The following is a 20313-nucleotide window of genomic DNA, read 5'->3' on the forward strand; positions in this document are numbered from 1 at the left end:
TCGTTATATAATATTCTCTTTTCTATTTATTCATATAAGAAATATTTGGTAAAAAAAGTTTTTTTCTTTTCAACTGTTATTTAAAAAATGGTATGATAGCAGCAGAATATTTATTTTTTCCTCCTTTATTGAAACTCGCAACCCCATCTTACGCTCGCGATTTTACAAAGGAGCAAACCATATGTTAGGAGAAAATCATGGCAAAGAAACTTCTTGGTACAATCAGTGGTCTTTTGATTGCTGCTGTACTTGGTATCAGCTTGTACACGCAAACCCAAAAAGACCCGAACCCCACTTCATCACCTGGACACTCATCTACTATACAGGTGAAACAGTCAGAGTCTTCTAAAGCATCAGATTCGCATACAAAAGAAACCCAGTCAGCAAATAATCTCGCTGCATTGACATATCAAGGGACACAAACCATTACTATCAACAACAATGTCCCCTCCTTCTCACAAGATACCCTCTCTATAAAAAATGGTGCATGGGAAAAATATGGTGATCTCGATCGCTTAAATCGAGCCACTTCTGCGGAAGCTATGTTGAATCAATCCCTGATGCCTACTGAAAAACGCGGGGATATCTCTAGTGTCACGCCTACAGGCTGGCACAATAAAAAGCTGAAAAAAGGTTATCTTTATAATCGAACTCATTTGATCGGCTTTGCTCTGGCGGGAGAAAATGCCAACTGGAAAAATCTGATCACAGGTACACAACAGTTGAATAATCCCGAAATGTTACGCTATGAAATGGATATCAAATACTATTTAGAACAAGATCCCAGCCATTATGTTCGTTATTCGGTGACTCCTATTTACCGCGGTGATGAATTAGTGGCACGAGGCGTTCAAATGCAAGCCCAATCGATTGGCGATAATACGATCCGCTTCAATATTTATATATTCAATATTCAAGATGGTGTGACGATCCATTACCAAGATGGGACAAGTGTGCTTTCTGAAGAAGCATCTGATGCGACTAGCACTTCGGCAAAAAATACTACATCGAATGTTGCTGAAGATGAAAAAGAATATGTAGACGCGAAGGGAAATGGTCTGATCAAAGGGTCAAAAAATGGCATTTATCATCTGCCAGGTACGAGAGGCTATGAACAGACGACAAATCCAAAAGAATGGTTCAAAACGATTGCGGAAGCCAAAGCTGCTGGTTATCGAGCACCAAAATAAAAAAGCCTATGGCTTTTTTATTTTGAGAGCATCCCTATTCGACACGTTAACCTTATAGCGCTTGCTCGCACCTTGATTTTTGTAACTCTGTCAAATAGTTATTTCCTGCTTCTGTTAAACGCAATGTGCGTGATTTTGGAAATTTTTCTCTCGTGATTAGGCCTCTATTTTCCATCCGAAGTAGATGACGGTGAATGAGAGAAGTTGATTTGATTCCTTCATGGGCACAAATTTCTCGAATAGATGGTGCTCGTTTCTGTTCTTGCTGATAAGCATCAATAAAAAATAAGATCCGATCTCTTCTAATCATATTTTCCTCCAGGGGGTAGAAGACAAAAGCAACGGACAATTGAAAAACCTAAGCGTTTATTTCCTATAGGTAATATTATAAATGAAAAATTCCCTTGGAACAACAGTTTTTGAAGAAGTCGCTGGCTTTTCATCGCATTTGTTTTCTTTTGACTTTATGATGAAAAGAGTAGAAGAAAAAAGTGAGGCGTTGGTATGAGTTTTGGCGAAAATCTAAAAAAATTCCGAGAAGAAAAACAGCTCGGCGTCAATCAGTTGGCTTTGAAATCTGGAGTCAGTGCAGCGCAAATTTCCCGCTTTGAAAATGGTAAGCGTAAGACACCCCATGTGGATACTGCAAAAAAATTGGCAAAAGCACTCTCAGTCCCATTGCCTTTATTGATTGGTGAATCCGTTTCATATGATGAATGGGATTATGACGAAAATCAACGGCGAGTGGCCCATCAAATCAAAGATATGACCGAGGAAGAAATCACGGATATCTTAGAATATATCGCTTTTGTTAAGCAAAAAAATAGAAAACGCTAATTGAAAAAAGCCATCTGTCTCTAAAAAAATAGAATCAGATGGCTTTTGGCCTGCTCTCTGACGAGAATTACCAGAAGTGAAATTATCGTGGATAAACTGCTTGGATACTGTCTTCAAGAATCTTCATTTGTACTAGGGTTTCTTCGTCTTTGACTGTTTTAGGCTTTCCATTAATAATAGCTTCATACAGTCCGGCATAAACACGGCTATAGTCTCCTACTTCAGAAACTACTTTTTCCTCATGATAGATTCCTTCATCATCATAATACGTCAGACAGCCATAATGTTCAGGAAGATCAATTCCAAAGTCCGCATGATCAGGCATATAAAACATTTTTAAATGCTCTTCTTGGCGATCTTTGGTTTGTTTGACAAACATGCCTTTCTTACCATAAACGACAAAGCTTGGTCGTTCTTTGATTCGGAAATAGCTTGATTTGATCGATACCTTTAAAGGGCCATAGAAGAAGTCCAGATCGAAATAATCGTTCATGCGATTCGGACCTAAAAGTTGGCGAACTTCTGAATGGTATGTCTCTGGTTCGCCGAAATAAGACAGCACTTGATCGATGGTATGACAAGCATGTCCATAAAGATAACTACTATTTAATGAGAATTCTTGTGTATTTTCTGGAATTTCGGGGCGATAATAGTCATAGTGCATTTCTACTTCAAGTAAATCCCCTAGAACGCCACTTTCAATAACTTTTTGGACAGTCAGAAAGTCAGAATCGTAGCGGCGATTTTGATAACATTGAATCAACAGTCCTTTTTCTGCAGCCAAAGCAAAAAGTTCTTGAGCTTGTGCATATGTTTCAGTAAAAGGTTTCTCTAGCAATACATTCTTTCCGTGAAGCAATGCATCCTTGGCAGTTTCAAAATGCAGATGGTTAGGAGTAGTCACAACGACTAATTGAATCGCTGGATCATCATAGATATCGTTGATATCTGTTGTGTAGGTCGTTCCAGGAAGTTTTGCCCAAGTATCGCGAATCACTCGGGAATAGATTGTTTTTACGTAGATTTTGTCGGATAATTTAGTAGCAAACGGCAAGTGATAGCGATTAGTGCTTTTTCCATTGCCAATATAAGCAATTGTTAGCATAGTTTAAAGCCCCCATTTTTCATGATAGTTCCATTATAGTCAAACAAACGATCAGATGGAAGCAAGAATCCTTCTCGCTGTCTATTTGTATGTCTCCTTAATTAACTAATGAAACAAAGCGCTTATCATTTTGAAACGAATAGGCTATGATTGATTCAAAAAGGAGAAAACGATGAGATGTCCTTTTTGTCAGATCGCAGCCAGACAGCTTCCTGCAACAATCATTTATGAAAATCAATGGACAATGGCGATTCTTCCTAAAAATCCCGCTGCAGACGGTCACCTCTTAGTTATACCGAAACAACATGTAACTTCTATTCTTGCTTGTGACGAAGAAATATGGATGCAAGTTACCAAGACAGCAAAAAAGGTGGCAACAGATTGCGTGAAATCTGGTAACTTTGAAGGTATCAATTTCTTAAGTGCCCATGGCGCTGCTGCCCAACAATCCGTCAATCATCTGCATATCCATTTGATTCCTCGAAAAGAAGGCGACGGCATCAATGCTTGGCCCGATTTTCATGACAGTAAAAAGTAAGAAGGTTATTAACGAGTCGTCAATTGAACAATGAAAGAGAGAATGATCAATGGATATTCAGTTAGAAAAAGTTACCTACCAAACATTACCGATAGCGTATCGGATACAAAAAGAAAGTTTTAAACAGTTGTTTGAACACTATCAGGATACAGAAACCTCCCCTTATCTGGAAACGTATGAGAATTTCTCTAAAAAGTACCAACGAGAGAATAATTATTTCTATTTGATCCAAGCCGACGGATCAGCAGTAGGTTTTGTACGAATCGTTCTATCAGAAGCCCCGGCGCTGGTAGCTCGAGTGGCCCCCATCTGTATTTTGCCTGCTAATGAAAATCATGGGATTGGTAAAATGGCCATTCAGTTAGTCGAAGCTAAATTCTCGTCTATTAAGACATGGCAGCTAAGTACGATTTTGCAAGAAACCCGCCTACTTTCATTTTATCAAACACTCGGTTATCAGCTATCAGATCGTACGAGTCCGATTGTGACTGGTATGGATCGTGTATTTCTTACCAAACATATCCACTAAAACTCATTACTTATTGTCTTTTCTCCCCATTACCTATGACAGAGTCTCTTAAAGAGCGACTGTCATAGGTAATCTTGTTTACATAATATTATACTGGTAAATAAAAAACACTTCTTGTTTCCTTGATACTTTTCGAGAGAAAGTTCAAACGAGTTTGACGAAAAGGTCTCATACAAGCGTTTTTTGGACCCACTCATTCGTTTTTCTCAACTAGCTTTTATCAGTTTCTTTCCTTATTTATGCAATTTATTTCCTAGTTCCTTTTCATCATCTTTCTATAATGTTGCTGATCTTATGTTATAATTAATTATGTATTTTAAAACTAGATAATTACTATAAGAGAAGGTGGATTTATGGAACAACATCAACCATCCTGGATAAAACTGCTTTTTTTCTTTTTGATTCTTATGGGAGCAGATCTTATGAAACAGGTTATCGTTCATCATTTCGCTTGGTTAGACGTGCTGCAATTAATGAATTTCCTAATATTTATTCTACTCTCCTTTTTCATTCGCCAGTTACCTTCTACCTTGCGAAAGATTCTGATTGGTACTTATCTTTTTATTATCGGTGGAATCATGTCTCTTTTATTTGGAAATCCCTTTGAACTTGCTTCATGGACACTCTACTTCGTGGGTGCGTTTTTTGGTACATTTTTGTGGGATCATTTTTGTCAACGATTTAGACTTCGTTGGTTTATTGATAAAATAATTCGTTAAAGGAGCGAATTTCGATGGATTGGCGCAATGATCGGATCAAAGCTTGTCAAAATGGAACAAATCCCATGTTAATGAAGGAATTATCGGGTGGTTTTGCGGTTTTTGGCGATACCCAATTTTTACCAGGCTACTGTGTGTTGTTACCTAAAAAATCAGTCGGAAGCCTAAATGATTTATCACTGGAAGAAAGACAAGAATTTCTCGTCTCGATGAGTGTTCTGGGTGATGCCATTTTAGCCGCCTGTTCACCACTGCGAGTCAATTACGATATTCTTGGCAACACGGATCAATTTCTTCATGCACACGTTTTTCCACGATATTCTTGGGAGACCGAAGAGCGTCGTTCAAAACCTGTTTGGCTATATCCAGCAACATATTGGACATGTCCGCAGAATACCTATGATGAAGAGAAACATCACCTCATACGTCAGCGAATCACGACTTCTTTGACTGAATCCGTTCCCGGTGATCAATGAGAGCTCTTGACCAGGAGCTTTTTTTGTTGATAAAAGAATTTTTCACAACTCTGATAGAAAACAGTTGAGACGTCCGTATAATAGACAAAGAGGTGAAAAAATGAACGATCATCAAATGATTCATTTGATCAAGAACAAAGATTATACCGGCTTGGAACAACTAATTGATAGCTACGGGTCAAGTATTCTTATGACCATCCATCGAATCTTACAAGCCCCTCCTGAACAAAGTGAATGGTCAGATGTAGCAAATGAAGTATTTTATGAAATCTGGCAAAAAATCGAGGCCTATGATCCTGAGAAAAGTAGTTTTATCACTTGGATCTTGCTGATTACTCGAAGTCGCGGAATCGATCGCAAGCGTAAGTTAAATAAAGCATTTCAACAAGAAAGTATTGAAGAATATCAAGAGCTAGCTATTACGGAATCCCCGTTAAGTGAAGAAGAATTTCTGATTTGGCTCGAAGAGTTATCCCAAGTCGATCAACAAATTTTTCTTTTATATTATTTTTATCAAGAAAGTCCAGAAGAGATCGCGCAACAACTGGATTTGCAGACAACAGCTATTTATAATCACTTATCTCGCGGCAGAAAATTGTTGAAAAAGATTTGGAAAGAAAGGATGAATCGTGATGAATTTTAAACAGATCGTTGATTCAGAAAATCGTCGTCTCAGAAATGAAGTAACGCAAGATGAAAAAAATCGTCTTTTAGCTAATGGCAAAACATATATCTTTTTTCAAGAATTGATGACTGAAATTCAATCACTCTTAGATAAAGACGAAACAGTTCAAGGCTATCTCCCTCTCTCAACTTCAGGCAACCTTGCAATCAGTAATCAAGGGATAGCTGGTTTGTCTTATGCACGTACAGAAAGAGCAAAGCAATATGTCGTACAGTTCAATGATACTCGGAGTAATCGTCTATTTGTTTTTTCAGAAAAACGGATCCTTTTTCTTGTGATCATCGACTTTTTAGATGATCAAACCTATTTCAGTTACCCCTACTCCTCGATTCCGGCATTTTCTTTGAAGACGCGTAAACTGAATCGCTTTGAGAAACCAGAAGACGAGGAAATCATGTTTTGGGCTTACTTTGATTTTCAATCGGATAGCCATATTTTTAGTGATGTATTGACAAAGAAAGACTATCAACTGTTTCAACATTTCCATGACACGATTCCTGCACTCAAAAAAATTCCAATCACTGAAAAAATCCACCGTAAAAATCCCTTAGATTACATAATCAGTAATTGGCATTTCAATTATCGATTGATGATATTCGTCAATCTTTTACTAATTCTTTTAGCTATTGGGTTAGTCTTGGGGATCGTCTTTGGAATTGGGATTTTTAAAGACTGGTACTATCGTGATTTGATTGGGTTTGTTGATCAGAGATCATTTTTTGTCCGATAATTATGTTATAATAGTCAAAAATTAACGAGAGAAGGTCTACCTGTTTTATGAAAAGAAAGGTACTAGTCCCATTGCTGCTATCCTTGCTATTAAGCGGCTGTTCTGCAAACGTACCAGAAGAAGCAACCACATCTTCGAGCAGCCAAAAACAAATGCCTAGCGAAACCGTAGAATCATCGCAATCTTCTCTTTCAGATACAAAAACTGTTACGAGGGCTTCTGCTAGCGGGTCTACCAGTGAATCGGTATCAGAGACGGAGTCACCAAAGACTCCAGAAACAGCAAGCGCATATCCCTATCAAATAGATATGTCACAACAATCCAATGTCCTGACAGTTTCTTTTGAAGGATTCAACGTTCCTGACACTGTTACTATTGATCAGAGCAAAGAGGAAGTTACTTTTGAAAGTTCTACACCCGATGATTCCGTGACTAGCCGCTACCGAGCAACAATCGCAACGGTTCCCACAAAAACAATTCGCGTTTTTAGTGTAGGAACGAATCAAATTCGTGAAGTCAAAGTGAATACACAAATCTCAATCGGTAAAATACTGGGTGGAACCCAAGATCGTAAAGACTACCATGGTACAATGTATTTGTTTTACAACCATGATGGTGGGCTTTCCCTAGCAACGCCGAACTATGCTGGCAACGTTCCTGCAGATCAGATGGATGTCATGCAGGAAGTTCTTCCCTAAATCACTTCAGAAGAACCTAACTTTCAGAACCTTAGCTTGACTACAATATTGCAGGAATAATCAAAAATTTGTTGTGGAGGAAAATCGATGAATCTCAAACGTTTTGTACAATTGTTTATTTGCTATTTCGTATCTATGGTGGTTGCTGTTTTACTGACCAACTTATTCAATATTTCAACTATGCCATTTTATTTGTTGGTGGCCTCTATTATTGGGTATATCACATTAACGATCCCGTTAGTAGTCATGACGATCAAGAAAAACAAATAGTTCCGAGAGTGGATTTATTGAAAGGAGCATCAGATGATTGGCAATGTTCGTTATCTACCAAGAAAGTTAAGAAAATGGTACATTCTCTATCTTATCTGTCTGATACTTATTTATGGCTGGTTGTTGTTTACTGATCAGTCAGCGGTACTTGCTGTCGCTATTCTTCTCGTTCTTTTTGCAATCGAACTTGCATTTATGTGGCATTCAGAAAATTCTTTTTTAGGCAGTGTTCTGGTTGCTTGTCTTCTTTATGGCATCTGGATGCTACCTTTCGTGCTTCGGTGATTAGTTTTCATTTATTCGTATCGAAAGTGAATCGGAGAAGCTAGCATAGAGAATTTTCTTAAAAAAAAACCCAGAGAAAAGAGCAAGTCATGACGTTGTCATTGACGATAGGTCTTTGCAGTAATGCAAACACTGAGGGCTCTATTCCTTTGGGTATTTTTTGTTCAATTTAACTAATTTAACTTAGTGAGTGACAAACAATTATTGCTCTCGTTCAACAAGTCGGTAATAGACTTTTGCTGTGATAAGATATACCAACAGATAAATGACTGCGAAAAGAGCAACTGATACAACAGTCACACTGATCAGCAGATTGCGGTCGGTCAACCCGAAAAGCAAAAGCAGCTTGCGAATCATCGGAAACGCGAATGCAAGGTGGATGATCGCAGCTACCAATGGAAAAGAAAAAATCATCAATACTTGTTGTTGGATCACTTGCTTGACTTCTTTATGACTTAAGCCAACTTTCTGTAAGATCTCAAAACGTTCTTTATCTTCTATTCCTTCAGAGACTTGCTTGTAATAGATGATTAATGTAGCTGCCAAAATAAAGATCAGTCCAAAAATCAACCCTAAGAAAAAGAATCCTCCCGTAAACGTTTTGGTCTGTACTTGGAAGAGATCTTTTGATTCAATGCGTGCATTCGGATCAGCTGCTTGAAGGTCCTTTCGTATCTCTTTGCCCATTGTTTCTCGATCACTGGTTTCAGGCACTTGGAAGTCAAAAACAGTAGTGATCACTGGTTGTTGATAGATAAGGAATTCTTTTTCCTGATACCAACTAGTTAATTTCTCAGAAAGCCAAGTATCATCGACTACCACCACAAGTTGTTGAACGGGATTCTCCACTTGAGTAAAAGGTGGCAGCTCAGTTAGTGATCGAAGAGTGAACTGACTATGATCGATCGTCAGCTCTTTAGGCAACGCTTGATGGGTCCAAGTTTCTGGAAAGACCAACAATTCATCTTTTTCTGGTCCTTCTTTTCCTGTGATTCTTTGGTACTCCGTACTAGTAACAAATGTGAGAAAGACCGCTTTTTCTAAATTCTCGCTGTTATCTTCAAAAGTTGTTGAAGGAGTAAGTGTGTTTCCCTCAACCGTAAAAAGTAAGTCTTTAGTAGCAGTGACTTGTTTCCGGTTTTTGAGCGTTACTTTATTTTCAAGACTATCGATGGCTTGGTTCAATTGTTGCAGATTCGCCTCTGACTCGATCTGAAAGTCATAAGGAAATCGTGTTTCCACCACATTCTTCTGTCCGAAATAAAGACTAGCTGTTGTGGCAACAGTCACTAAAACCATTGTTGACAAAATACAAATACTTGCTAGACCTGCTGCATTTTGTTTCATTCGATAAAGCATCGTTGATACATTGATGAAATGGGTCGTCTGATAATAATAAGTGGATCGCTTTCTTAAAAACTGCAATGCTTTAATACTGCCAGAAATAAACAACAGATACGTGGCGATGATCACAAGAATCACAGCGACAAAAAAGAGTGCTAAGGCGCTGATGGGCGACTTGATTGTGACAGAAATCGTATACCCTACCGCTAAACAAATGATCCCTAGAAGGGCTAAAAAGCCTTTTGCTCGCGGCTCTTGCTCATTGCGCTTACTACCTTGCAGCAGTTCGATCGGCTTGGTTCGCCGGACTTGCAGCATATTGAATAGAAAAAGGCAGCCATAAACCATCAAAAAGTAAAGGATCACAAGACCGATACTTTCTACAGAAAGTTCAAAGACGAAAGATTCTCCCACCTCTAGAATTCTTTTTAAAATCAAGAACCCCAATCGTGCAAACAAAAGACCTCCAACTAGCCCTGCGGCCAGACTGATGAGGCAGCTATAAAAAAGTTCCCAAAAGACCACTAACGCAATTTCTCGTTTCCCTAATCCTAGAACATTGTAAAGTCCAAATTCTTTTTTTCGTTGTTTGATCAAAAAGTTATTGGTGTAAAACGAAAAAATGGCGGCGAAAATCATTAAAATGATATTTCCTAGTCGAAACATAAAAATAGCACTTTGACTGCTTGGCAGTTTATTCATTCCTGGATTATTTACAATGATTTGTGTCATCATTATCACTGCAACTAGAAGACTCATGGACAGTAAAAAAGGAGTATAAGCTTTGGTGTTTTTTCGCAAATTGGAAAAGGCGATTTTTTGAAAGAACATTCCTTACTCCTCCCTTGCAAAGACAGCTGTCATGGTTTCTGAGATTGCTTCTAGAAAAGCGCTATTCGTTCGTTCTCCGCGATAAAGCTGATGGAAGACGTGACCGTCTTTGATGAATAATACTCGTTGCGCGCGGCTTGCAGCAATGGAACTATGAGTAACCATGATGATCGTTTGTCCATTCTGATTGATTTGCTGAAACAACGTCAGCAATTGATCGGAAGTTTTTGAATCTAGCGCCCCAGTTGGTTCATCTGCTAGTAAGAGATCCGGCTTTGTGATAATCGCGCGTGCGACAGCTACCCGTTGTTTCTGGCCGCCGGATAATTCATAGGGATAGTGTTGTAACAAGTCGGTAATTCCCAGTGTTCGCACTAATGGTTGCAGTCGTTGGTCCATTTGTTTGACCGGCACTTTCGATAAGACTAATGGTAATAAGATATTGTCTTTGACAGAAAAAGTATCCAATAAATTGAAATCTTGAAAAACAAAGCCCAAATGATCTCGGCGAAAACTTGCAGCGTCTTTTTCTTTGATGGTCGTCAAATCGATACCATTAAGCGCTAATTCTCCCGCTGTCGGTTGATCTAACGTGGCCATCAAGTTCAGTAGGGTGCTTTTTCCAGATCCTGATTCTCCCATAATGGCGACATATTCGCCTTCTTCTACTGAAAACGTGATATTCTTCAATGCTTCGACCGGCTGGCCGTTCAACTGACTTTGATACACTTTTTTTACTTGTTGAATGTTTAATAGTGGCATTGTTCTCTCCCCCTTCTTTTTTAGCATAAGCTGTTTAGAAGAAAAAAGCGACTTACAATAAAAAACGCAAACTTACAGTGTTGAAAGTTTGCGGTCAAATAAAATTTTTAGTGGGAAAATGGATCGTCACCGTAGTTCCCTTCCCTACTTCGGAGTCAATCGTTAGCTGACAGCCGATTTTTTCTGCTGCTTGCTGGCTCAAATATAATCCTAATCCGCTAGCACGCTGCTGAAAGCGTCCATTTTGTCCTGTATAACCTTTTTCAAAAACCCGCGGCAAATCTTCTTGACGAATACCGATCCCTGTGTCTTGAATCAAAAGACAATTGTTTTCGGTAAAAATCCGGATTCCGCCTTTTTCTGTATACTTCAGGCTATTAAAAAGCAACTGCTCAAAGATAAAAGTCAGCCATTTACGATCCGAAGTAACGGTCAAGTCGATAGCCAAATCCAGTTGCAAGTCTTTTTTTGAAAAAAACAAGGCATATTTTTTGATTGCTTGGTGAATGAGAGGTGCTAACACAATCGGTTCAAAAACAAAGTCATCATTTTTCAAGTTTTGTCGTAAATAATTCAGCATCATTTGCAAATAATCATTCACTTTAAATAGTTCTGCTTTGACTTCAGTGGGCGATAGGCCATCACTTTGCACTAACAAATCCATCGCTGCTAATGGTGTTTTGATCTGATGCAGCCATAATCCGAAGTCTTCGTAGATTTCTTCATTCTTCAAGGCTGCTTGATACTCGGAGGCGGTTTTTTCTTTAGCTTGTCGTTTGATTAGCTGCTGGTATTCTTCTTCGATACTGTTTCGCGCAATCGGCAAGAAAGCCAAAGCTGCTTCAGTGATCATTTTCTTGGCTAATAAGTTTTGTAACTGACGTCTTTTTTGTAGATAACGCATATATTGCCAGACAGAGAAAATACCTAAAATCACTCCTGTGAAAATCACATAATCGATGAAGGGCTCTAAAGGAAGCTCATGGAGAAAGAACAAGCCTAAAAGACCGCTACTAAACAAAATTAAAAACAAATAGAACTTGCCGTAAAGCAAAAAATACTCTTTTAAGTTAATCATAGGCTTGTTCCTTTTCAATCAAATAGCCTTTGTTTTTCACTGTTTGAATCAAATCAGACAATCCAGTTTGACTTAATTTCTTTCGCAAGCGGGTCATGTTAACGGCTAATGTATTATTATCAATAAACTCTTCGCTATTCCAAAGCATTTCAATAATCGTTTCTTTGGGAACGATTTTCCCTTGCTGTTGCAAGAGTAAGGAAAGGATTCGAGATTCGTTTGGCGACAGCGGCAAAGATTCCGTTTTACTTTTCAGCAAATTTTCTATTGGATGAAAAGTGACATCTCCTAATGAAAACGTCTGGACTTGTTGATGGGTATATTGGTAGCTGCGGCGCAACAGCGCTTGGATCTTAGCCAAAACAAACGCCAAATCAAAAGGTTTTGTTAGGTAATCATCGGCTCCCATGTTCATTGCCATGATTTGATTCATTTGTTGATCCATTGAAGAAAGAAAAATGATTGGCACTTCAGAAATGTTACGAATTTCTTGGCACCAATGGTACCCGTTGTAATAAGGCAAAGAAATGTCCAAAAGAATCAAGTCGGGACTTACCGCACGAAATTCCTGCAAAATTTCAGCAAATTTTTTGGCGGGATAACACTCATATCCCCATTGTCTTAAATAATCAGCCAGTACTGAAACGATCGTAGCATCATCTTCTACAAGGTATATTTTTTGCATGATTCTCTCCTATCACTAAATTGGTGAAGCTATCACAGACAGTGTACCAGAAAATAAAAAGAAACGTCTAGTTGAGATAAATCATTCTAGACGTTTCTTTTTATTTACACTTTTTCATTCGACTCACTTTTTTTAAGTGCATTGCGGATTGATGGGACTTGCTTGATTTTCATTAGATCTAATAAGAAAGTAAATAGTGGGATCCCCACGATCAGACCCCAGATACCAAAGAGATGCTCACCCAGATATAAAACAATGAACGTATAGAACATGGGAATCTCTGTTTTATGGGACATCAGCCGCGGATTGAGAACATAGGACTCGAGAGCATGAACAAAAATAATGATTAATAAAACATAGACAACATCATTGAGTCCGCCAATCGTATAGGCAATAAAGGTTAATGGAATACAAGAAATGATGACTCCTGCTACTGGAATCAAGCTTAAGAAGAAAATCATCATGGCCAAACTTAACAGCTGAGGAAAGCCCATGACAGCTAAAGCAAGCACTGTGATCACTGTATTAACGATAGCAATCAATAGCTGGGTTTCGATCACACTTCCGAATGCGCGGGTAAATTTCCTTGCGAGATAGTAAACATCCTCAAAAAACCAGGAAGCACTCCCTTGCAAAAAGAGCTGAGAAAATGCCACTGTTTTTTTGTTGTCAATCATAAAGAAAAAACTCAATAAGAAAGAGATCAATACAGTCAAAGCCAATTCACCGAAGTTGTAAAGATAATTGATGACGACGACGACTCCATTTTGGATTTTTTGGACATAATCGCTTGTTTGCACCAAATGTAGCAAATACTCTAATAACTCATTGTTAGAGTCTGCTTTTTGATAAAAATCGGTCACTGACTTAACCAGTTGCGCGGATTGGTTCAAAAGAATCGGTGCATACTTGGTAATGACTAAGTAAACCAAAGCGACAACGATCAAGTACAACACGATTGAAAGAAGTTTGATTGACACATTCACTTTCTTGCGTATTAGCTGGACCAGTTTGAAAATCAAATAAGTAAAAATAAAGGTTAATAAAATAATAGTCATCATACTGCGAAGCAGAAATAAGATCCCGCAAAGAAAGATCAGCACTGTCCAACGTCTTAATGGAACATTGGCAACAAACCGATGGTAGTAATTCATGAACACGCTCCTTTTTTCAAGTCGTCAATCAACGACTGTTACTTCATTCCCCAATTAATCTAACCACTTTTTGAAGCAATTATCAACTCAAATCAATTAAGAAGACTATTGTGGGTAGAGTCATATGCTAAAGCAAAAGCAGCCTGCTGTCAGTGGCAACTGGACCAAGTATCGTGAATGAAGGACTGATGATTATTTTCAAAAGATAAATGCCTATTTTTTCGAAAAGTTTATGGTTGTTTTAAGGTTACTATGACACAATAGACCTTGACAGAATAATTTACAGTCTGTCTTAGCGGAAACTAAGGCAGACGCCTTTTTTATCAAAAACTGCCCTTTGTTCGGTTTGTATCGAACAAAGGGCAGTTTAAACGATTCTATATTTATTCTTATCAGTTGTTACTCCTAGACGAATTGTCTGCTTTCCTTAAAAGGACGCTCACTATGCGACTAGCTCACTATGACTAAAGAGACAATTCTTGACGAACTTCTCGAAGAATGGCATCAACGGTCAACCCATTTTCTTGTAGCAACTCATTTGCTTGATAACGGTCATGAAAGGCTTTATCTAAACCAAAATTGACAATTTTGATCGGAGATTTTCCTAAATAACTAGCGACAGCTTGTCCATAGCCTCCTTCAAGAAGGCCATCTTCAAGAGTGAGCAACAATTGATGTGTAGCAATTAAGCCAGACAATGTGTCAGTATCTAATCCAGAAATAAATCTAGGATTAATGACCGTAGGTGTGATCCCAAGCTCGGTTTCTATCATGGCAGCTGCTTTTTTTGCCAGGCCAAGAGCATTTCCTACACCAAGTAAGGCAACTTTGCTGCCCGCTTGAATGAGTTGATTTTTGTTTAGTTGACTGTAATCTGTTTGATCGACACGACCTGATTCTAACGGACCGACAGGAACGCGAATTGCCACTGGGTGTTGGGATTGGTCAATAGACCAATCCAGCATCGCTAAATATTCTTCCTTATTGGTCGGTGCAAGATAAACAAGATTCGGAATATGACTCAAAAATGGAATATCAAAGATCCCTAAATGACTTTCATCATTCATGCCATAAGCTGAAGCGCCATAAACTAAAATAGTTCCCGCCACATTGTTCAAAGACAAATCATGAGAGATTTGGTCAAAACTTCGTTGCATAAAGGTTGAAAAAACTGCCCAAACGGGTTTTGCTCCATTTTTTGCCAGACCGGCAGTCATGGTTGCAGCATGTTCCTCTGCGATCCCCACGTCAACAAATTGACTGCCGGCGATTTTTCGTTGTTCAGGGGTAAAAAGGATCATCGGCGTGCCAGCATTTACTGCAACGACTGTTGGATCCTGTGCCATTTTTTCTAAAAGATAATCGGTCGTTACCGTTGAATAAGTCTCTCCACCAGAATTTGCAAGATAATCCCCTGTTTCAAGACTAAATGGTCCACCAGCATGGAATTTCTCGCGATTTTCTTCGGCAAATTTGAAGCCTTTTCCTTTAACGGTCTGAATATGAAGGACAACAGGATGATTGCTGTCTTTCACTTGTTTGAATAGATGCATCAAGGCTGTCAGATCATTGCCATCAGCAAGATAATAGTAGTCAAACCCTAATGACTTAAAGAAATTGTTTTCCGCTTGACCATTCGTATCTCGCAATGCTCGTAAGTTATTGTAGAGACCTCCGTGGTTTTCCGCAATCGACTGGTCGTTATCATTTACAATCACGATAGTGTTTGTTCCAGTCTCCGCGATATTGTTCAATCCTTCACAAGCCAGACCACCAGATAATGAGCCGTCACCAATGACCGCAATTACGTTCCCTTCTTCATTTTTTAAGTCTCGTGCTTTGGCAACCCCATTTGCTAAAGACAATGACGTGGATGTATGCCCCACTGTAAACAAGTCATGGTCACTTTCTTTTGGATTGGTATAACCAGAGACATCGCTATAATGCGCTGGATCCCAGAAGGCTTGACCTCGCCCAGTCAGCATTTTATGAATATAGGTTTGGTGAGAAACATCAAAAATCATTTTATCTCTTGGAGAATCAAAGACAGCGTGTAAAGCAACTGTCATTTCGACAACGCCCAAATTCGGTCCGTTATGTCCTCCATGATGGCTGATTTTTTCTAATAACACGGTTCTTGCTTCCTCACTAACTTGTTGTAGTTCTGCAACGGATAACTTCTTTAAATCTGCTGGATCTGTAATTGATTTTAATAACATCAAAAAACTCCCTTCTCTGTTTGATAGTATACTGCTTCACCTTCACTTTAAGTCAAGAAACTTTTGAAACTTTTTCACGAAAGTAAGCAACAGACAGGTAGAACACATGAACACAAAAAAGCCCACCCTTCAACTTGTCATGGTGATCTGTTTTATCAGCAGAAAAGTTGAAGGAGAGACTCTTTCAAAAGCATTCGTTATGAGACACGATCGTTTTCCAGCGTTAAATGATGTAAGTCAAATCACTTGCAGGAGTTGGATAAGCAAAGATCAGCGCTTCAATTTCTTGGTGAGTGAGCTGTTTTTCCAGAATCAAGTAGCACAAATTAATCAATTCATCTGCGATACTTGAAAGACAGGTAATCGCAATGATTTGTCCCTCTTGATTGTAAACAAGTTTAAGCATCGCAACAGGATCGTTGATGCGACGGTACGTAAACCAATCGGCAAGGTTGATTGTTTCACTATGGATCTGCAGATTTTGAGCGAGCTGTTTTTCACTTTGACCGATCCGAGCCAATTTCAACCCACCAAAGACGATTGTAGGAATCAGGGGATACGTGATTGCAGAACGAGAACCTTTTTGGCTCATTGAAGCGACCGCATATTTTGCTTCAAAACTTGAAACAGGCGTCAGTTTAGGTTGTTCCTTATCCAATACATCTCCACAGGCAAAAACTCGTGGGTTCGATGTTTGTAAATAGTCATTGACTTTGATCCCGCGTTTGGAATAATCAACTCCTGCATTTTCTAAGTGTAAGGATTCAACATTTGGGACGCGTCCAGCAGCACTTACCACGTAATCGGTGTCCAGCTCAAAGCCTGTACCTTGCAGCGTGTATCCTTCATTGATTTGGCTGATGCTTTCAATCTCTACATTGAAATGAAAGGAAATTCCTTGCTTTTGTAATTGCTCAACAAAGGCATTCACCAATTCTTGATCAAATGCTTTCAGTGGTCTGTCGTTATGATGAATAATGTGTACCTCTGCTCCTGCTGCTTGAGCGATTGTCGCAAGTTCAAAAGCAACATACCCCGCTCCTAAAAAAGTGATTTTCGCGGGCATTTTTTCCATTGCAAGAAAATCGGTGCTTGTATGCAAATATTCTTGTCCTTTAATCGGGAGTAGCGCAGGTCGTTGTCCTGTAGCAATCAAGAACTGATCAGCTGAAACGATTTCTGAACCAATCCGCAGCGTTTGTTCATCGATAAATCCCGCTTCTCCTTCATAGGTCGTGATTCCAGTATCCACTAAGCCCTGCTTCGTCTGTGTGGGAACAGTGTCCGTGTAACTGCGCTTGAAAGCCATCAAAGTTTTCCAGTCAATACCCAGCTCTCCAGTGATCCCTTTTCCTGCTAAGTGAGCAGCCTTCGCCTTTGCTTCAACGGCACTCATTAAAATCTTCTTGGGGTCGCACCCGCGGTTGGGGCAAGTTCCTCCCCAGAGATCGGCTTCAACGATTGCGACAGTCTTCCCTTGCTCGCTGAAAGAATAAGCCGCAGCAGTTCCGGCTGGTCCACCACCCACAACGATTACATCATAGTTTTGCATCTTGCTCCTCCTGACTTAGAAAATGAAAGATATCTGTACGGCTAACTTCACCAATCGCTTGTCCTTGTTCTGTAACAACCAAATGTTCGTGGTTGGCCAAGACTTCATATACTTGTGAAAGAGGGACTTTCACATCGAGGGACATTCCCTCTTGTGTAGTTGATTGTTGGTAGTAACCAGAATCAATAATCGCTTGAAGACGTTGTTCTTGCTGTGCTCCTTGTGTTTCGTCAAAAAAGGCGCGAACGAAATCCGTTTTTGGCTCTGTCCGTATTTTTTCAGGCGTATCACATTGTACCAGTCTGCCTTCATTCATCACACCGATTCGATCTCCCAATTTTAAGGCTTCATTCATATTATGGGTAACAAAGACGATCGTATTGCCTAATTTATTATGCAAATCTAATACGAGATCCTGAAGATTGGTTCGAGAAATCGGATCAAGGGCGCTAAAAGGTTCATCCATCAAGATGATGTCCGGTTCTGCAGCCAACGCTCGCAAGATTCCGATCCGCTGACTTTGACCACCTGAAAGTTCAGCCGGCATCCGTTTTTTGAACGTCTCTGGTTCAAGTCCAACCTCAGTGAGTAGTTCATCGACACGTTGATTGCGACGATTTTTATCCCAACCGAGCATTTCTGGAATGATTTCAATATTCTCCTTGACGGACATCGTTGGAAATAAAGCAATTTGCTGCAACACGTAACCAATTTTCCAACGTAACTTTTGGAGTTGATAGTCTTTCACTCGTTTTTGTTTGAAGTAAACATTGCCTTCCGTCGGTTCGATCAGCCCATTGATCATTTTAAGGGAGGTTGTTTTTCCGCTTCCTGAGGGACCTACTAAGACAAAGATTTCTCCTTGATGAATGGAGAGATCCAATTCTTTTAATACGACTTGTCCCTCAAATTCTTTGACAACTTGTTTAAATTCGATAATTGGTTCCATTTAGTTTCCCTCCCCAATAATCTTTTCTTTTTTTAGAAATTCACGAGCAACATCTGCCGGTTGTTTTCCTTCCACATTCACTTGATAGTTCATGTCAATCATCTGGTCCTCTGTGATTTTTCCTGATAGTTTTTTCAATGCTTTGACGACTTGCGGATGTTCTGCAGCAAATTCATCTTTCATCAATGCGGCTCCTTGATAAGGTGGAAAGAGCTGTCGATCATCTTCTAAAACGACGAGATTGTATTGTTTGATCTCACTATCTGTCGAATAAGCATCGATCACATCGACATCCTTGCTTTGAATCGCTTGATAGCGCAGTGCCGGTTCCATACTTTGGACAGAATCAAAAGTCAGCCCGTACTGTTTTTGGATCCCGCGATAGCCATCTTCCCGATCAATAAACTCTAAAGTAAAACCAGCCCGAAGCTCTGACTCGTGAGCAACTAATTCAGAAATCTTCGTTATACCCAACTCTTCTGCTTGTTCACGACGCATGGCTAAAGCATAGGTGTTTTCGTAGGTCATCGGCTCTAACAGGCGCATATTAAACTGGTCACTAAGCAGTTTTGTTGCTTCTTGATAAGTTGATTCTGGAGAACCATCTATTTGGGTATTTTCTGGGACTTTGACTAGACTTTCTAATACTGTTCCCGTAAACTCGGGATAAATATCAATCTGGTCATTTTCAAGGGCGCTAAATAAGAAACTTGTTTTACCAAAGTTTGGTTTGATCTCGACGGTTAAACTAGGATCTTCTTCTTCGATCACTGCTTGATACATATTGATAAGGATATCTGGTTCTGAACCGAGTTTACCAGCAATCGTTACCGTTTTATTTGAAATAGGATTATACTGTGCGAAAAGAATTCCGCCGATTCCAAGAAAGATAACACCTAAAGAGATCAGTGTGGTTTTCATACTGCGGTTTTGTAAAAAACGAATCAGTCCACTGAATAAGATTGCTAATAGAGCCGAACTAACCGCCCCTATGAGTGTCAAACTCGGATCATTACGGTCGATCCCTAACAAAATAAAGGTTCCCAATCCACCAGCACCAATCAATGCTGCCAACGTGGCCGTTCCAATGATCAACACCAATGCTGTACGTACCCCAGAAATGATGACAGGCATTGCAATAGGTAACTCAACTTTGAAGAGTTTTCGCAAGCGAGACATACCAAATGCATCCGCCGCTTCTTCAATCGACGGATCGATTTCGGAAAGCCCAATATACGTGTTTTGAAAAATGGGCAGTAACGCATAAACTACCAATGCTATTAGAGCGGGAACGGTGCCAATACCAACAAAAGGAATCAATAATCCCAATAATGCCAATGATGGAATTGTTTGTAGAATACTTGTGATCTGTAAAACAAATTCTGCCATTCGTTTCTTTTGGCTCAACAAAATTGCTAATGGAATAGCAATTAAAATGGCTAAAATCAACGCACTCAGCGAAATGGCCAAGTGTTGAAAGATTGCCCGCAGCAACTCCTCCTTTCGCTCGCTAAACGTTTGAATGATTTCGTTCATATATTCCATCCTCCACTATTCTAGTCTGCCTTAAGTATAGCTGAATGCCCAAACGCAACAAAAAGATACGCTCAGCAGGATTGGGAGAAAAGTTGGCCTTTCGCATCTAAATAGGATCCATTATTTCCTGACATTCTGTTA

General features: G+C 39.4%; 22 protein-coding genes. 11 read left to right on the top strand and 11 right to left on the bottom strand.

The window, feature by feature from the left end:
- Positions 1 to 197 precede the first annotated feature (197 nt).
- On the top strand, positions 198 to 1190 hold the full coding sequence (locus DVW06_RS03235; protein WP_005473129.1) for a DNA/RNA non-specific endonuclease: 993 nt from the start codon (positions 198 to 200) through the stop codon (positions 1188 to 1190).
- Between the two features lie 52 nt (positions 1191 to 1242).
- Here DVW06_RS03235 and DVW06_RS03240 read toward each other — a convergent pair whose 3' ends face one another.
- Complete coding sequence (locus tag DVW06_RS03240) at positions 1243 to 1500, bottom strand: LexA family protein (protein WP_021149707.1); 258 nt, start codon at positions 1498 to 1500, stop codon at positions 1243 to 1245.
- A gap of 194 nt (positions 1501 to 1694) precedes the next feature.
- Between DVW06_RS03240 and DVW06_RS03245 the strand changes: the two genes are divergently transcribed.
- On the top strand, positions 1695 to 2027 hold the full coding sequence (locus DVW06_RS03245) for a helix-turn-helix domain-containing protein (protein WP_003126562.1): 333 nt from the start codon (positions 1695 to 1697) through the stop codon (positions 2025 to 2027).
- Positions 2028 to 2109: 82 nt separating this feature from the next.
- Here the strand turns inward: DVW06_RS03245 and DVW06_RS03250 are convergent, their stop codons facing one another.
- Positions 2110 to 3132, bottom strand: a complete 1023-nt coding sequence (locus DVW06_RS03250; RefSeq protein ID WP_137264402.1) for a Gfo/Idh/MocA family oxidoreductase — start codon at positions 3130 to 3132, stop codon at positions 2110 to 2112.
- Between the two features lie 172 nt (positions 3133 to 3304).
- Here DVW06_RS03250 and DVW06_RS03255 point away from each other — a divergent pair, with 172 nt between their 5' ends.
- From DVW06_RS03255 to DVW06_RS03295, 9 genes are all read left to right on the top strand, one after another.
- Complete coding sequence (locus DVW06_RS03255) at positions 3305 to 3670, top strand: HIT family protein (protein WP_005473124.1); 366 nt, start codon at positions 3305 to 3307, stop codon at positions 3668 to 3670.
- A gap of 49 nt (positions 3671 to 3719) precedes the next feature.
- The gene (locus DVW06_RS03260) at positions 3720 to 4199 is read left to right on the top strand and encodes a GNAT family N-acetyltransferase (protein WP_003126559.1); all 480 of its coding nucleotides are present in this window, start codon (positions 3720 to 3722) and stop codon (positions 4197 to 4199) included.
- A 422-nt stretch (positions 4200 to 4621) separates the two neighbouring features.
- Positions 4622 to 4918, top strand: a complete 297-nt coding sequence (locus DVW06_RS03265) for a hypothetical protein (protein ID WP_021149711.1) — start codon at positions 4622 to 4624, stop codon at positions 4916 to 4918.
- Between the two features lie 14 nt (positions 4919 to 4932).
- Positions 4933 to 5394: an HIT family protein gene (locus DVW06_RS03270; RefSeq protein ID WP_003126557.1), complete on the top strand. Its 462-nt coding sequence runs from the start codon at positions 4933 to 4935 to the stop codon at positions 5392 to 5394.
- A gap of 100 nt (positions 5395 to 5494) precedes the next feature.
- On the top strand, positions 5495 to 6037 hold the full coding sequence (locus tag DVW06_RS03275; RefSeq protein ID WP_005473122.1) for a sigma-70 family RNA polymerase sigma factor: 543 nt from the start codon (positions 5495 to 5497) through the stop codon (positions 6035 to 6037).
- A complete protein-coding gene (locus DVW06_RS03280) occupies positions 6027 to 6809 on the top strand; it encodes a hypothetical protein (RefSeq protein ID WP_005473121.1) in 783 nt (260 codons plus the stop codon). Before DVW06_RS03275 ends, DVW06_RS03280 begins: the two co-directional genes overlap by 11 nt.
- A gap of 47 nt (positions 6810 to 6856) precedes the next feature.
- On the top strand, positions 6857 to 7507 hold the full coding sequence (locus tag DVW06_RS03285) for a hypothetical protein (RefSeq protein WP_137264403.1): 651 nt from the start codon (positions 6857 to 6859) through the stop codon (positions 7505 to 7507).
- 87 nt (positions 7508 to 7594) lie between these two features.
- Entirely contained in the window at positions 7595 to 7777 is a 183-nt protein-coding gene (locus DVW06_RS03290; protein ID WP_003126552.1) for a hypothetical protein, read from the top strand.
- A gap of 33 nt (positions 7778 to 7810) precedes the next feature.
- Positions 7811 to 8062 (top strand): hypothetical protein, encoded by a 252-nt coding sequence (locus DVW06_RS03295; protein WP_003126551.1) that lies wholly within the window; start codon positions 7811 to 7813, stop codon positions 8060 to 8062.
- Between the two features lie 201 nt (positions 8063 to 8263).
- On the opposite strand, the gene DVW06_RS03300 is transcribed toward DVW06_RS03295, so the two are convergent.
- The 9 genes from DVW06_RS03300 to DVW06_RS03340 all read right to left on the bottom strand — a co-directional run bounded on the left by DVW06_RS03300 (position 8264) and on the right by DVW06_RS03340 (position 20172).
- Entirely contained in the window at positions 8264 to 10237 is a 1974-nt protein-coding gene (locus DVW06_RS03300) for an ABC transporter permease (protein ID WP_029486799.1), read from the bottom strand.
- A 3-nt stretch (positions 10238 to 10240) separates the two neighbouring features.
- The gene (locus DVW06_RS03305; RefSeq protein WP_005473116.1) at positions 10241 to 10999 is read right to left on the bottom strand and encodes an ABC transporter ATP-binding protein; all 759 of its coding nucleotides are present in this window, start codon (positions 10997 to 10999) and stop codon (positions 10241 to 10243) included.
- A 94-nt stretch (positions 11000 to 11093) separates the two neighbouring features.
- Positions 11094 to 12077 (bottom strand): sensor histidine kinase, encoded by a 984-nt coding sequence (locus DVW06_RS03310; RefSeq protein WP_005473115.1) that lies wholly within the window; start codon positions 12075 to 12077, stop codon positions 11094 to 11096.
- Entirely contained in the window at positions 12070 to 12762 is a 693-nt protein-coding gene (locus DVW06_RS03315; RefSeq protein WP_003126547.1) for a response regulator transcription factor, read from the bottom strand. The genes DVW06_RS03310 and DVW06_RS03315 overlap by 8 nt, the downstream gene beginning before the upstream one ends.
- Positions 12763 to 12866: 104 nt before the next feature.
- Entirely contained in the window at positions 12867 to 13916 is a 1050-nt protein-coding gene (locus DVW06_RS03320) for an AI-2E family transporter (RefSeq protein WP_137264404.1), read from the bottom strand.
- Between the two features lie 464 nt (positions 13917 to 14380).
- Complete coding sequence (locus tag DVW06_RS03325) at positions 14381 to 16135, bottom strand: 1-deoxy-D-xylulose-5-phosphate synthase (RefSeq protein WP_137264405.1); 1755 nt, start codon at positions 16133 to 16135, stop codon at positions 14381 to 14383.
- A 223-nt stretch (positions 16136 to 16358) separates the two neighbouring features.
- Positions 16359 to 17687: a dihydrolipoyl dehydrogenase family protein gene (locus tag DVW06_RS03330; protein ID WP_137264406.1), complete on the bottom strand. Its 1329-nt coding sequence runs from the start codon at positions 17685 to 17687 to the stop codon at positions 16359 to 16361.
- Positions 17674 to 18636, bottom strand: a complete 963-nt coding sequence (locus DVW06_RS03335; protein WP_003126542.1) for an ABC transporter ATP-binding protein — start codon at positions 18634 to 18636, stop codon at positions 17674 to 17676. Before DVW06_RS03335 ends, DVW06_RS03330 begins: the two co-directional genes overlap by 14 nt.
- Entirely contained in the window at positions 18637 to 20172 is a 1536-nt protein-coding gene (locus tag DVW06_RS03340) for an ABC transporter permease/substrate-binding protein (RefSeq protein ID WP_005471534.1), read from the bottom strand.
- Between the last annotated feature and the right edge of the window lie 141 nt (positions 20173 to 20313).

The organism is Enterococcus sp. ARL09-542 (assembly GCF_005234805.1).
Lineage (GTDB): Bacteria > Bacillota > Bacilli > Lactobacillales > Enterococcaceae > Enterococcus_D > Enterococcus_D gallinarum.

Coding starts and splice junctions, on each gene's coding strand:
- DVW06_RS03235 (WP_005473129.1), top strand. CDS start 198: ATGGCAAAGAAACTTCTTGGTACAATCAGTGGTCTTTTGATTGCTGCT.
- DVW06_RS03240 (WP_021149707.1), bottom strand. CDS start 1,500: ATGATTAGAAGAGATCGGATCTTATTTTTTATTGATGCTTATCAGCAA.
- DVW06_RS03245 (WP_003126562.1), top strand. CDS start 1,695: ATGAGTTTTGGCGAAAATCTAAAAAAATTCCGAGAAGAAAAACAGCTC.
- DVW06_RS03250 (WP_137264402.1), bottom strand. CDS start 3,132: ATGCTAACAATTGCTTATATTGGCAATGGAAAAAGCACTAATCGCTAT.
- DVW06_RS03255 (WP_005473124.1), top strand. CDS start 3,305: ATGAGATGTCCTTTTTGTCAGATCGCAGCCAGACAGCTTCCTGCAACA.
- DVW06_RS03260 (WP_003126559.1), top strand. CDS start 3,720: ATGGATATTCAGTTAGAAAAAGTTACCTACCAAACATTACCGATAGCG.
- DVW06_RS03265 (WP_021149711.1), top strand. CDS start 4,622: ATGAAACAGGTTATCGTTCATCATTTCGCTTGGTTAGACGTGCTGCAA.
- DVW06_RS03270 (WP_003126557.1), top strand. CDS start 4,933: ATGGATTGGCGCAATGATCGGATCAAAGCTTGTCAAAATGGAACAAAT.
- DVW06_RS03275 (WP_005473122.1), top strand. CDS start 5,495: ATGAACGATCATCAAATGATTCATTTGATCAAGAACAAAGATTATACC.
- DVW06_RS03280 (WP_005473121.1), top strand. CDS start 6,027: ATGAATTTTAAACAGATCGTTGATTCAGAAAATCGTCGTCTCAGAAAT.
- DVW06_RS03285 (WP_137264403.1), top strand. CDS start 6,857: ATGAAAAGAAAGGTACTAGTCCCATTGCTGCTATCCTTGCTATTAAGC.
- DVW06_RS03290 (WP_003126552.1), top strand. CDS start 7,595: ATGAATCTCAAACGTTTTGTACAATTGTTTATTTGCTATTTCGTATCT.
- DVW06_RS03295 (WP_003126551.1), top strand. CDS start 7,811: ATGATTGGCAATGTTCGTTATCTACCAAGAAAGTTAAGAAAATGGTAC.
- DVW06_RS03300 (WP_029486799.1), bottom strand. CDS start 10,237: ATGTTCTTTCAAAAAATCGCCTTTTCCAATTTGCGAAAAAACACCAAA.
- DVW06_RS03305 (WP_005473116.1), bottom strand. CDS start 10,999: ATGCCACTATTAAACATTCAACAAGTAAAAAAAGTGTATCAAAGTCAG.
- DVW06_RS03310 (WP_005473115.1), bottom strand. CDS start 12,077: ATGATTAACTTAAAAGAGTATTTTTTGCTTTACGGCAAGTTCTATTTG.
- DVW06_RS03315 (WP_003126547.1), bottom strand. CDS start 12,762: ATGCAAAAAATATACCTTGTAGAAGATGATGCTACGATCGTTTCAGTA.
- DVW06_RS03320 (WP_137264404.1), bottom strand. CDS start 13,916: ATGAATTACTACCATCGGTTTGTTGCCAATGTTCCATTAAGACGTTGG.
- DVW06_RS03325 (WP_137264405.1), bottom strand. CDS start 16,135: ATGTTATTAAAATCAATTACAGATCCAGCAGATTTAAAGAAGTTATCC.
- DVW06_RS03330 (WP_137264406.1), bottom strand. CDS start 17,687: ATGCAAAACTATGATGTAATCGTTGTGGGTGGTGGACCAGCCGGAACT.
- DVW06_RS03335 (WP_003126542.1), bottom strand. CDS start 18,636: ATGGAACCAATTATCGAATTTAAACAAGTTGTCAAAGAATTTGAGGGA.
- DVW06_RS03340 (WP_005471534.1), bottom strand. CDS start 20,172: ATGAACGAAATCATTCAAACGTTTAGCGAGCGAAAGGAGGAGTTGCTG.